Source organism: Streptococcus sp. W151 (genome assembly GCF_053010205.1).
The window spans coordinates 18,487-30,775 of sequence record NZ_JBRKNT010000001.1 but is presented as its reverse complement, the minus strand read 5'-3'; the positions used below and the strand labels follow the sequence as shown (position 1 = coordinate 30,775).

General features: G+C 42.9%; 10 protein-coding genes and 1 riboswitch. Of the genes, 1 reads left to right on the top strand and 9 read right to left on the bottom strand.

The genetic code is table 11. The features are described 5' to 3' along the window. Positions 1–64 precede the first annotated feature (64 nt). The 7 genes from ACVC7Q_RS00135 to ACVC7Q_RS00105 form a co-directional block, all read right to left on the bottom strand. The gene (locus ACVC7Q_RS00135; protein WP_014713703.1) at positions 65–343 is read right to left on the bottom strand and encodes a DUF2129 domain-containing protein; all 279 of its coding nucleotides are present in this window, start codon (positions 341–343) and stop codon (positions 65–67) included. Positions 344–464: 121 nt separating this feature from the next. Continuing rightward, positions 465–1,055, bottom strand: a complete 591-nt coding sequence (gene clpP / locus ACVC7Q_RS00130; RefSeq protein WP_214254694.1) for an ATP-dependent Clp protease proteolytic subunit ClpP — start codon at positions 1,053–1,055, stop codon at positions 465–467. Positions 1,056–1,184: 129 nt separating this feature from the next. Then, positions 1,185–1,814 carry a uracil phosphoribosyltransferase gene (gene upp / locus ACVC7Q_RS00125; protein ID WP_447264362.1) on the bottom strand — a complete coding sequence of 210 codons (630 nt, stop codon included), beginning with the start codon at positions 1,812–1,814 and terminating at the stop codon, positions 1,185–1,187. 222 nt (positions 1,815–2,036) lie between these two features. Beyond that, a complete protein-coding gene (gene mgtA / locus ACVC7Q_RS00120) occupies positions 2,037–4,697 on the bottom strand; it encodes a magnesium-translocating P-type ATPase (protein ID WP_447264361.1) in 2,661 nt (886 codons plus the stop codon). Between the two features lie 205 nt (positions 4,698–4,902). Beyond that, positions 4,903–5,060: riboswitch (M-box (ykoK) riboswitch) on the bottom strand. Between the two features lie 34 nt (positions 5,061–5,094). Further along, on the bottom strand, positions 5,095–6,258 hold the full coding sequence (locus ACVC7Q_RS00115; RefSeq protein ID WP_447264360.1) for a MalY/PatB family protein: 1,164 nt from the start codon (positions 6,256–6,258) through the stop codon (positions 5,095–5,097). A gap of 1 nt (position 6,259) precedes the next feature. Beyond that, positions 6,260–7,357, bottom strand: coding sequence for a cystathionine gamma-synthase (locus tag ACVC7Q_RS00110; protein ID WP_447264359.1), 1,098 nt, complete (start codon positions 7,355–7,357; stop codon positions 6,260–6,262). Between the two features lie 289 nt (positions 7,358–7,646). After that, on the bottom strand, positions 7,647–9,275 hold the full coding sequence (locus ACVC7Q_RS00105) for a putative polysaccharide biosynthesis protein (protein WP_447264358.1): 1,629 nt from the start codon (positions 9,273–9,275) through the stop codon (positions 7,647–7,649). 87 nt (positions 9,276–9,362) lie between these two features. On the opposite strand from ACVC7Q_RS00105, the gene ACVC7Q_RS00100 reads away from it, so the two are divergent. Further along, the gene (locus ACVC7Q_RS00100; RefSeq protein ID WP_447264357.1) at positions 9,363–10,808 is read left to right on the top strand and encodes a UDP-N-acetylmuramoyl-L-alanyl-D-glutamate--L-lysine ligase; all 1,446 of its coding nucleotides are present in this window, start codon (positions 9,363–9,365) and stop codon (positions 10,806–10,808) included. A gap of 314 nt (positions 10,809–11,122) precedes the next feature. Here ACVC7Q_RS00100 and ACVC7Q_RS00095 read toward each other — a convergent pair whose 3' ends face one another. After that, the gene (locus tag ACVC7Q_RS00095) at positions 11,123–11,773 is read right to left on the bottom strand and encodes a DUF1803 domain-containing protein (protein ID WP_447264356.1); all 651 of its coding nucleotides are present in this window, start codon (positions 11,771–11,773) and stop codon (positions 11,123–11,125) included. After that, positions 11,757–12,269, bottom strand: a complete 513-nt coding sequence (locus ACVC7Q_RS00090) for a YiiX/YebB-like N1pC/P60 family cysteine hydrolase (RefSeq protein WP_447264355.1) — start codon at positions 12,267–12,269, stop codon at positions 11,757–11,759. Before ACVC7Q_RS00090 ends, ACVC7Q_RS00095 begins: the two co-directional genes overlap by 17 nt. Positions 12,270–12,289 lie beyond the last annotated feature (20 nt).

Genomic DNA, 12,289 nt, shown 5'->3' with positions numbered 1-12,289 from the left:
AATATACCGAATTATCTGACAATTGTCAATAAAAAAAACGCAATCCATCAAATGATTGCGTTTTCTATCCTTCTGTGACCACGGATGGGGCCTCCAATCGCTGCAAACTCCCCACAAAATCCGTATCTAAATCTTTGAGATGGCAAGGCAAGACCTTTTTGACATAACGTTCTTTCTTTAAGTCTTCCATGACTTGATCGGCCTTGTCACTGTCCACATACAATTGGACATAGCGGCATTTCTTAGAATGGTACAAGACATCTCCGACAGATTGTAATTTTTTCCCATCTCGATTGTAATACAACTTGACAATCAAGCCTGTTCTTTCTTGTTTCTCAAACATGGTCAATCCCTTTCTAGTTCTGTTACTAGTATATCAAATTTCAAGAAAAAGAACTACTATTTTATGAGAGCAAAAAAGACTAGACAGTGCCTAGCCTCGTTGGACCATTCCAGAGGATGGTTTAGCCCAAATTATTGTTGGCCATGATTTCATCAATAAAGCCATATTCAAGAGTTTCTTGCGCGCTCATCCAATTGTCACGTTCAGCATCTGCATGCACTTTTTCAATGGATTGACCTGAATTTTCCGCAAGGATTTTTTCCAAGTTATTCCGTGTTTTGAGCAAGTGTTCTGCTGCAATTGCCATATCCGTTTGTTGGGTACCGCCACCAGTACCACCCATTGGTTGGTGAATCATGTACTCTGCATTTGGCAACATGAAGCGTTTGCCCTTCGCACCGCTTGAAGCAATGACAGTCCCCATAGAAGCTGCCATCCCCATGACAATGGTTTGGACATCTGACTTGATAAAGTTCATGGTATCTACGATGGCGAGACCTGCAGAGACAGAACCCCCTGGTGTATTGATATACATATAGATATCTTTTGTATTATCTTGGGCATCCAAGAAGAGCAATTGAGCGATAATGGAGTTAGCCATTTGGTCCTCAACTGGTCCTGTTACCATGATAATTCGATCTTTCAACAGACGGGAATAAATATCGTAAGAACGCTCTCCGCGACTGGTTTGTTCAATAACTACTGGAATCATCTATTCTTCTCCTTTAGTATCCATTCATTCTCACGATTCGTGAGGTTCAAAGTATATGTGCTATTATAAACCAATGGTCAAAAAAGGTCAAATTTAAAGCACCTTTTGGACGAATCCTGAATGGTTTCTTTATTTGGTACCGAATAAACGGTCACCCGCATCCCCAAGACCAGGAACGATGTAACCATGTTCATTCAAATGATCATCGAGGGCTGCAGAAAAGATGTCGACATCCGGATGCGCTTCTTGAAGAGCTTTTACCCCTTCTGGTGCTGCTACTAAGCAGACAAACTTGATATGGCTAGCACCACGTTTTTTCAAAGAATCAATGGCTAGAATAGCAGATCCACCCGTTGCAAGCATCGGGTCTACTAAAAAGATGCGACGTTGATCAATATCTTCTGGTAATTTCACCAAGTATTCAACGGGTTTCAGGGTTTCTTCATCACGATACATCCCGATATGGCCAACCTTGGCTGCTGGCACCAAACTCAAGAGACCATCAACCATCCCAATCCCTGCACGAAGAATGGGAACAATGGCCAATTTTTTCCCTGCGATTTGCTTTTGAACGGTTTTGGTAATAGGAGTTTCAATTTCAACGTCCTCAAGAGGCAATTCACGCAAAACTTCATAGCCCATCAACATAGCAATCTCATCTACCAATTCACGAAAGGCCTTTGTAGAGGTATCTGTACGACGGAGAATAGACAATTTGTGTTGAATGAGTGGATGTGTAATAACTTCTAATTTTCCCATTTTTGAGATCCTTCTTTCTAAGCTGCTATCTTTTAAAAAGGAGCTTGGATTGAGGAAGAGTCAAACTTTCCCTCTTTCTGTTACTCCTTTTTTGATACGCGCAACACGTGGAAATCTTCATTTCCAACTTTATATTCGTCTTATTATACCAAATTTCACCAAAAAAAGAGAGCCCTTACACTTAATTTTTTAAAGTTCGGACTCACTCTTTCTATGGAAAAATCACAACCATTCCTTGTATTTCTTAATATAGATACGTTTGACAACCGTCACACTCAGCATATAGAGGACGATAATAGCAAACAATAGAACAAAGTACAATCCATTTAGTTGGCTCAACTTCAAGATAGGGGCCAAAGGACTATATGGAAGGGAGGTCACAAAGATGGCTGCTGCTAGGGTCGTCACCACAACTGAGAAGGCTGGACGACTTTGGATAAATGGCAATTTTGGTGAGCGCAACATATGAATAACCATAGTTTGCGACCACATGGATTCGATAAACCATCCGGTTTGGAAAACCATGATAAAGGCTGCTGCATCTGCTACTCCATGGTTGTAGCCATGACCTAAAATCATTGGGACAACAAGGAAGTAAAGAAGCATGTAGGTAATAATATCAAATACGGATGAAATTGGACCGATCCAGGCCATGAAGCGCATAATAGAATTGGCTTCCCAGATACGAGGTTTCTTGAGGAAATCCTTGTCGACATTGTCAAAAGGAAGGGCGATACAAGAAAGATCATAGATGAGATTGAGCACAATCAAATGAACGGGAGCCATTGGAAGGAAAGGCAAAAAGATGCTGGCAAAGAGAAGAGAAAAGATATTCCCGAAGTTAGAAGAGACCGTCATCTTGATGTACTTAGTCATATTGGCATAGACCTTGCGGCCTTCGACCAAACCTTTTTCAAGGACCATCAAGTCTTTATCCAGCAGGATGACATCTGCCGTTTCTTTTGCAATATCAACAGCAGTATCCACAGAGATCCCAACGTCTGAGACCTTCATAGATGGAGCATCGTTAATCCCATCTCCCATGTACCCCACCTTGTGGCCATTGTTCTTGAGGCAGAGGATGATACGCGCTTTTTGATCGGGCGATAATTTGGCAAAGACTGTTGTTGTTTCCACAACTTGCGCTAACTCTTGGTCTGTCATCGTATCGATTTCGCTTCCCAAAAGAATCCGCTCGACATCTAGTCCTACTTTTTCACAGACAGCTTGGGTGACCTTTTCATTGTCGCCAGTTAAGATCTTAGTGGTGACCCCATATTCTGCAAGAGCTTTGATCGCTGGAGCTGCAGAAGGTTTTGGTGGATCAAGAAAGGCCAGGTAACCGGTTAGGATCATGTCTCCTTCATCTTCAACACTAAAGATTTCATTTTCGTCCAAGTCGGTTTTGTAGCTGACGCCCAAAACACGAAGACCTTGTTCATTTAATTGAGCAACTTCAGCGAGAACCTCTTGACGCACTTCATCTGTCAGGCGTTTAATCTCCCCCTTGTATTCAACATAAGTCGATACAGAAAGCATTTCTTCCAAGGCACCCTTGGTCACCATGCTGACCACACCGTCTTCGTCTTTGACAATGACACTCATGCGACGGCGTTCAAAATCAAAGGGCAATTCATCTATTTTATGGAAGGTTTGATCTAGATCGCGGACGATTTCATGTTTTTTGGCTTCTTTATGGGTTCGATTGATAATCGCCCGGTCCATCAAATTTTTTAGCCCAGTTTGGAAATAGGAATTCAAGTAAGCCCGGCGAAGGACTGATAGATCCAAATCGCCATGGATATCAAGCGGATACTCCAAAACGATTTCATCTTGGGTCAAGGTTCCTGTCTTATCTGTACACAAAATATCGATAGCCCCAAGGTCTTGGATCGCATTGAGTTTTTTGATGACAACTTTTTCCTTGGCCATGATGATGGAGCCTTTGGCAAGACTCGCTGTAATAATCATCGGCAACATTTCAGGAGTCAAACCAACCCCAACGCTGAGGGCAAAGACACCTGCTTCTAACCAGTCACCATCTGTGAGGCCATTGATCACAAAGACAACGGGCACCATGACTAACATGAGCCGAATCAAGAGCCAAGAAATGGTGTTCATTTCTCTCTCAAATGAGGTTGGTTCGTCATAGGTGTTGATGGTTTGCTCAATGGCGCCCATCATGGTTTCATCCCCCACGACCAAGACTAAGGCGGTCGCCCGTCCGGAGATGACATTGGTTCCCATGAAGGCCAAACTTTCACTCTCCAAGAGACTATCTAGATTTTGACTGTCGGCTTTTCTGAGACAAACCTTTTCAACAGCATCACTTTCCCCTGTGAGGCCAGATTGTTGGACAAAAAAGTCACGGGAATCAATCAAGACCACATCTGCTGGGATCATATCGCCGGCACTCAGTTTGATCACATCTCCGACAACGATTTCATCGATCGGAATTTCTTGTTCGGATCCATCACGCAGAACGGTCGCTGTATTGACAATCATACGTGATAAGTTGCTGGCAGCTTTGTCGCTCCGCAATTCTTGAATGAAGCGAATTCCACCAGAAATCAAGACCAAGGTCACAATGATAATTGAAGTCGTTGGGTCTTGCTCACCTGGTTTTGCTAGCCAGACATTGGTGATGAAAGAAACCAGAGCGATGACCAACAAAATCACTGTAAAGGGGTTGATAATTGATTCGTAGATCTTTTTGAGGATGGATTCTTCTTGGCCCTTGGTGATGATATTATCACCATAGGTATCACGGTTTTCTTCTACTTGCTCGTCAACTAAACCACGAGCACTGGTTTTGTAATAAGCAAGCGTCTTTTCAAGTGGTTCTTGAAGAGCCGCAATGAGTCTTTCTTTATTTGTTTGCATTGGTATCTCCTTTTTCAATCAGGAGCCAATCACTTTTGGAGTCCCTACGACACAAATCAGCGATTGGCTGGCTCGGTACGGTTCGGGATGATCGTCGATTTGTATCATAGCTCTCTCCTTTCACTTTTTTGGAGTAGGCATAAAAAGAGTCCTACCCTGATCGGTAGGACTCATGAGACTCGTCATTTATTTTTCAAACAAAACTCTCAAAAAACAGACCGTCCAAGCTTTAGCTCCACAAGGCGATGAAATGAACTTAGTCTTGACCTTTGCGATCAGGACTGTTGACCAACGAGTAGTGTCTCCACTGCTTTGCGGTAGTCATCCGTATCCTTGTGGTAGCCTCACCTACCGTTTTCGAGTTCATTCTACTCCTTCATGAGCAGAAAGTCAACACCTATTTGTGAAAAGTTTCCACCAATCGTTTGGTGATCTCTTCAATCAGAGTGAATGGTGCTGCAACATTGAGACGGGCATGCAAGTTTCCTTCTTTACCAAAATCGCTACCGCGATTTAAAATCACCTTAGCTTGGTCATGGATTTTAGCATGCAGCTCATCATCCGTATATGGATAGGCTGAAAAGTCCAACCAAAGAAGATAGGTTCCTTGGGGCTTCATGACTCGGATATGGGTCTTTTCCTGCAATTCATCTACAACATAGTCAATGTGTTTTTCAAAGACTTGCTTGAGCTCTGTCAACCAAGGCTTGCCATGGCGATAAGCTGCTTCTGTAGCAATATAGCCCAAGCCTGAAATTTCATGTTGGTTATTGGCCAATTGCCGTTGTTTAAAGGCTGTCCGAAGCTTTAGATTTTCAATAACTACATAAGAATTTTTTGTTCCTGCAATATTGAAGGTCTTGGTCGCACTGGTTAAGATCAAGCTAAAGTCTTTAAAGCTTGGGTCAACTGTGTTAAAGCTGGTATGACGGTGGCCAAACAAGGCCAAGTCTTGGTGAATTTCATCTGAAACGAGAAGGACTCCATATTGTTGACAAAGGCGACCAATTTTTTCCAAGACCTCCCGATCCCATACACGACCACCAGGATTGTGCGGATTACACAAAACATAGAGTTTGACATCCTGCTCCACAATATCTTTTTCCAACTGATCAAAATCAATCTGAAAAAGTCCGTCTTTTTCGATCAGCGAGTTTTCGATCAATTTTCGACGATTGAATTTGACACTTCGTGCGAAAGGAGGGTAGACCGGTGTATTGATCAAGACGGCATCCCCTTCTTTGGTGAAGGCTTGAATGGCTGTTGAAATAGCTGGCACAACACCTTCGATAAAGACAATCGCTTCCTTGTCAAAGGAATAGCCGTGCTCATTTTTTTCCCAATCAAGGATAGACTGGTAGAGGCTGTCTGCTGCATAGGTGTAACCGTAGACCATTTGATCAGCATAGCCAATTACCGCTTCTCGCACTTCTGGAATGACGTTAAAATCCATGTCTGCGATCCAAGCCGGAATGATCTCTGGATCCGTCTCTGTCTCTTTCCACTTATAGGTATGGTGGGTTAAGCGATTGGGTAAAGTCGTAAAATCATATTTGGTCATCTTAAGCCTCCAATGCTTGTTTCAAATCGTCAATCAAATCATCCGCATCTTCGATTCCGATAGACAAACGAAGCAGGTCATCTGTCAAGCCGTATGAATGACGAACCTCTGCAGGGATATCAGCGTGGGTCTGAGTAGTCGGATAAGTGATCAAGCTCTCCACTCCGCCCAGACTTTCTGCAAAGGTAAAGACTTGAAGAGAATTTAAAAAGTTAGGAATTTTTTTCTCATCTTGAATTTTAAAGGAGACCATTCCCCCTTTTCCAGTGTAGAGAACTTCTTTAACCTGAGGGGATGTTTTCAAAAACTCTACCACCTTGCGTGCATTCTCTGTCGAGCGTTCCATCCGAATCGAAAGTGTCTTGATCCCACGGATCAACAGATAGCTGTCAAATGGGGAAAGAACAGCACCGGTCGTGTTCAAATTGTAAAAGAGTTTGTCATACAGGTCTGGATCATTTGTCACGACAACACCAGCCAAGACATCGTTGTGACCAGCTAGGTACTTGGTTGCTGAATGAAGAACAATATCAGCACCCTCTTCAATTGGGCGTTGGTAAATAGGGCTATAGAAGGTATTATCCACCATGACTTTGGCACCTTTTGCATGGGCCAATTTCGCTAAATGATCAATATCAAATTCCAACATCAATGGATTAGTTGGTGTTTCAATATAGAGGACATCTACTTGATCCTTTTCTAGGTATTGGAGCAGTTCTTCTTCTGTATTGGCATAGGTGAAAGAGAAGCGGCCTTCTTGCTCTTGTTGGTTAAACCAGCGGAAAGAGCCTCCATAAAGGTCACGAACGGCTAAGACTTTTGTACCAACGGGGAAAATGCTAAAAGCAAGCACAATCGCTGACATTCCAGAACTTGTCGCCAAAGCATAGTCTGCACTTTCGATAGCTGCCAAAGTCTTCTCAGCTGTTGCGCGTGTTGGATTTTTTGTACGGGTATAGTCAAAACCTGTAGACTGACCAAATTCTGGGTGTTGGTAAGTTGTTGAAAAATGCAACGGAGTCGTCAAAGCTCCCGTCGCTTGATCTGACTTGATTCCTGCCTGTGCCAAAATCGTATTGATATTGCGTTTTTTACTCATATTGCCCTCCGATAATCAATTAATCTAACTGCTTACTATTTTATCACTATTATGAGGAAAGCGGTTTTCCCATTTTCAAGACCCAGCTATAGTTTCAAACTATAAGAAAAGAGAGTGGGACAGAAATCGGTAATTCGTTAGAATTCGATTTCGTCGTCCCACCTCCGCACAGTTGAGTAGGGCTGTAAAAGCTGATGAAATCAGCGTAGTAGAGCCCACTCAACCACTGCGTCTTGCTCGACAATCCAAAAACAATTAAGAGGCTAGGACTTTTGTCCCAACCTCTAATTTATTTAATCCGGAATTTTTGTCTGAGACGTGCTGCTTGCCCTCCGATAAAACGGTCAAAATACCGTAGCCATAATCCTAAAGCTCCATAAATAGCAACACCTAAGCCACCAATGACGATGATATAAATCATGCTCGATACACGGCCATTTGGTGAGAAAATCCAGCCCAAAATCAAGCCTGCGATCAAGACTCCAAGTAGCATCACCACCGTTAGAATTGAGCCAAGTAATGTGCGCTTGAAGACGATGGTCCGATTAAACTGAGTAATGCTTTGGATCTCCCGATACATGAGGACGATTGGTACCAGTAAGGCGATAGTTGTTGACAAAAGCGGCCCATAAGAACGAAAGACCAGAATAAATGGAATTTGGAGGACCAATTTCATCACTACTCCATAGAGGAAGTAGCGAATAGCTTTGCGGTTTTGGAAGAGAGCTTGAATCATTGGGGACAAGACTGTGTAAAGACCCAAAATCACCGTCTGCAACATCGCTACGATAAAGAGTCCCAAAGCCAAGTCATCTGGTTGCCCATAAAATACTGTATAAAGTGGTTTTGCGACTGCTACTGCACCAAAGGTAGCTGGAAGCAAGAATGCTAGCAACATGGTCAAGTTATCCTGCACGAGCTTGCCTGCAGCTTTTAAGTCGCCCTTGACATAATTCTCAGTCAACAGAGGGATCCCTACTCCCCCAATCGAAGTCGCTACTGCGATCAAGATCATGGTGATTTTGTTTGGATTAGCAGAGAAATAACTAAACATGACCAACAGCTGTTTCTGACTATAATCTGTAAACCAAGACATGACATTGATAAAGGTCATCTGGTCGACAATTTGAAAGAGCTGAATGGCAGAACCAGTGATGATGAAAGGAATGGCCTCACGGATAGTATCCATGAGAAGCGCACGAGTATCGATTCCTTCACTTCCCTCTTGCTTTCTCAAAATAGATGAGAGCAAGCCTGTTTTTGCAAGGTAATAAAAGAGAACGAGAAGGCTCGCTAGCATACCGATAAAGGCAGCAAAGGTCGACTGCGTAACAGCCTGCACATAATCTCCTGAGCCAATCTTCATAATGAAGAAGGTCGTAAGCAACATCCAGATGACCCGGATGACTTGCTCTGCGATCTGGCTAATGGCGTAAGGTTTCATGTTGTTAAAACCTTGGAAAAAACCACGAATAACGCTCATCGAAGGAAAGATCAAGACAGCCCAAGAAAGGCTCTGCATGATCGGAACGAGCTCTTTCCCACCACCTGAAAGGCTAGCAAAGACAGGAGATAAAAGATACATGAGAATGGCAAATCCAAGGCCTAGAATTCCCATGAATTTCAAGAATCCTCGAATCAAAGCAAAGCTATGATCGGCTTGGTCCCGAGTATTGTACTTGGCTACTTGCTTGGCAACAGCTACAGGTACCCCAGCTGTCGAAATCAAGAGAAACCAAGCGTAGATATTGTATCCCATTGTAAAAAGACCATTGGCTTGTGGCCCATATTTTCCCATCCAAATATACCAAGGAATAATATAAGCGGCTCCTAGCAAACGGCTGATAAAATTGCTGGCTGTCATCCAGGCAGTCCCGCGTAGCATCTGGGCTTGCTGGTCATTTTGTTCGTGACTCATAAACGTCCTCTTTCGTTTCTTCTTCTCTTCATTATAAACTTTTCCATGTTACTTGTAAAATTCAGACTTTCGGTTTACAATAGTTTTATGATTACAATTGAACAAACCCTCAACATTTTAAAACATGACCAAAATTTCCGAGAAGTTCTAATGAATGGTGAATATCATTACCATCTAGAAGGAACAAGTTTTGATGCCATTAGCTATGATAGCCGTAAGGTGTCTGCTAGCACCCTCTTTTTTGTCAAAGGGGCGAACTTCAAAAAAGAATACCTGGAACAGGCTATTTCTAATGGGCTCGGCTTTTATGTCTCTGAAAAAGATTATGAAGTTGGTATCCCTGCCATTCTTGTCAATGATATCAAGCAAGCCATGAGCTTAATTGCCATGGAGTTTTATGGGCACCCTGAGAAACAATTAAAATTATTAGCTTTCACAGGGACCAAGGGAAAGACAACAGCGGCCTACTTTGCTTACCATATTTTGGAACAAAGCCACCGACCAGCTATGCTGTCTACCATGAATACGACACTGGATGGTAAAAACTTCTTTAAATCAGCCCTGACAACACCAGAGAGTTTGGATCTTTTTGCTATGATGGCTCAAGCAGTAGCGAATGATCGGACCCACCTCATTATGGAAGTTTCCAGTCAAGCTTATCTGGTGAAACGCGTTTACGGTCTGACCTTTGACGTCGGCGTTTTTCTAAATATTAGTCCTGACCATATTGGACCGATTGAACATCCAACTTTTGAGGATTATTTCTACCACAAACGTCTCCTCATGAAGAATAGCCAAGCTGTTGTCATCAATAGCGATATGGATCATTTCTCTGTTTTAAAAGAACAAGTTGAGAACCAAGAGCATGATTTCTACGGTAGCCAGTCAAGTAACCAAATCGAGAAATCCAAAGCCTTTAGCTTCTCAACTACTGGTAAATTAGCTGGAGACTATGACATCCAACTCATTGGTCGCTTCAACCAAGAAAATGCTGTGGCTGCAGGTCTCGCCTGCCTTCGCCTAGGAGCGAGTCTCGAAGACATCCAAAAAGGAATTGCCAAGACGCGCGTTCCTGGCCGAATGGAAGTCTTGACTCAGAATAATGGAGCCAAGGTCTTCATCGACTATGCCCATAATGGTGATAGCTTGAAAAAACTGCTCTCTGTTGTTGAAACCCATCAAACGGGGACCATTTCACTGGTCCTTGGATCAACTGGGAATAAAGGAGAGAGCCGCCGCAAGGATTTTGGCATGCTCTTAGAAGACCATCCTGAAATTCAAGTCTTCCTCACAGCGGATGATCCTAACTATGAAGATCCTTTGGCCATCGCTGAAGAGATTAGCAGTTTCATCACGCGCCCTGTAGAGAAAATTGCAGATCGCGAAGAAGCCATTCAACTGGCTATGGCAACTACCAGCAAGCCTGAAGATGCTGTTATTATCGCTGGAAAAGGAGCTGACTGCTACCAAATCGTCAATGGGGTAAAAGAAGAATATCCAGGGGATGCCGCCATCGCTGAACGTTATCTTTAATCAAACGAAACAAGGCTAGGAAATTTTCCTAGCCTTGTAATGTAAACAAACTAGTTAAAAATAAAAAAAGCGAAGCGATTCTAGAAAAAAATCAGTTCAAATTTTTAAAATGAATCAAGAAAACACCAAAACTTTCCGTTGTGAGAAAAGTGCTTGAAACGTTACGTTTCAAGCACTCGGGAGTTTTGAAACTTTAGGTTCAAAACTAAGTCATGGAACTTCTTAGAAGTTCGCTGACGTCCGCACTCACCTAAGGAAAGTTTTTAAGATGACTTTGTCTTCAATCAGAGGCTAGGAAAATTTCCTAGCCTTTTCTATTGTTTACTAAACATCAGTCTTTCCTTGTCCAAATCCACTGCTAATTCATATTTGCCTTCATCATTTTTGCGGATATAGCCTAAGACTTCTAAACTATCAACAAAGATGTCTCTGCGCTTTTGCTGGACTTCTTCTTTTTTGAGGAACTTGAGCAAAAAGCTAGTCATATACTTGAGAGCATATTCGGGATTGACATCTCCCAAGATGGCATAGAGTTTCTCTTGCCCCTCCGTCAAAGGGTATTGGTGTTTCACCTTGTAAAAGTAATTGGACAGGGTCTGTGCCTTTCGCTCGAAGTCCGTCTCCTCTATGAGAATCGCAGCATTGGTCGTGTTGCGGAGTTCCGTTTGGAAGACCTTGGCTTTCAGTTCCTGATAAAGTTCACTATCCTCTCGGACAAAGACCTCTTGATCCAGTTCAACCCGATCAGCTGACTCCAAGAAAGGCAGGTTGAGGGTATAGCGCTTATTTTCTCGAAGGATCAAGCCCGCTTTGATATACTCCTCCATCAGCTTATCCACTGGCTGAGCTGGAAATTGGGCCTTAATTTGCCGCAGGATCACATCGTCATGCTGATCCAAATAGTTGATCAAGTCCTTGAAAAATGGCTGACGTGTCAAACGTGTGGGGTTAATGATGGTAATCATCCATATACCTTTCTTTAAACTGTAGATGGGGTGACTGGGCTAACTGACTCGGATTGGTTCCTGGCTGATTCAGAGGTACAGCTAGTCCTAGTTCTCTGTAGTAGGCTTTCCAAAAGGAACTAATCTCTTCTTCTCCCTCTCCAAACTTCATGGGAATGGTCTCAAAAATAGGAAGAATTTCTGCTATAAACTGGGAACAATAGAAACCATCTCCATCTGGATAAAAGGAAGCATTGTAGGGAGAACCTAAAAGGTTTTCCGACAACTTTTTGACCTCTTTGAGATCGATTTTCGGATAGCGATAAAGGTCATAGACTTTTCCAGCTTCGAAGAATTCCTCAGGGGCCTGGACCAGGACGCCACCTTCCACCGTAGCATGATAAATGGAACCGTCCAAAAAGATGGCTACGTGGCTGTAATTACCTGTAGAAGCCTGGATAGCCTGCCCCATTTCTGTATCTTCTCTCACAAAAATCAAATCGCCATTTTCTAACATCTTTCTCTCCTAGAAAAAAA

Bases quoted from the DNA above. Each gene is read 5' to 3' on its own strand.
- mgtA (WP_447264361.1), bottom strand. From the start codon at position 4,697: ATGCAAACAAATAAAGAAAGACTCATTGCGGCTCTTCAAGAACCACTT.
- ACVC7Q_RS00110 (WP_447264359.1), bottom strand. From the start codon at position 7,357: ATGAGTAAAAAACGCAATATCAATACGATTTTGGCACAGGCAGGAATC.
- ACVC7Q_RS00135 (WP_014713703.1), bottom strand. From the start codon at position 343: ATGTTTGAGAAACAAGAAAGAACAGGCTTGATTGTCAAGTTGTATTAC.
- ACVC7Q_RS00090 (WP_447264355.1), bottom strand. From the start codon at position 12,269: ATGTTAGAAAATGGCGATTTGATTTTTGTGAGAGAAGATACAGAAATG.
- ACVC7Q_RS00100 (WP_447264357.1), top strand. From the start codon at position 9,363: ATGATTACAATTGAACAAACCCTCAACATTTTAAAACATGACCAAAAT.
- ACVC7Q_RS00095 (WP_447264356.1), bottom strand. From the start codon at position 11,773: ATGATTACCATCATTAACCCCACACGTTTGACACGTCAGCCATTTTTC.
- upp (WP_447264362.1), bottom strand. From the start codon at position 1,814: ATGGGAAAATTAGAAGTTATTACACATCCACTCATTCAACACAAATTG.
- ACVC7Q_RS00115 (WP_447264360.1), bottom strand. From the start codon at position 6,258: ATGACCAAATATGATTTTACGACTTTACCCAATCGCTTAACCCACCAT.
- clpP (WP_214254694.1), bottom strand. From the start codon at position 1,055: ATGATTCCAGTAGTTATTGAACAAACCAGTCGCGGAGAGCGTTCTTAC.
- ACVC7Q_RS00105 (WP_447264358.1), bottom strand. From the start codon at position 9,275: ATGAGTCACGAACAAAATGACCAGCAAGCCCAGATGCTACGCGGGACT.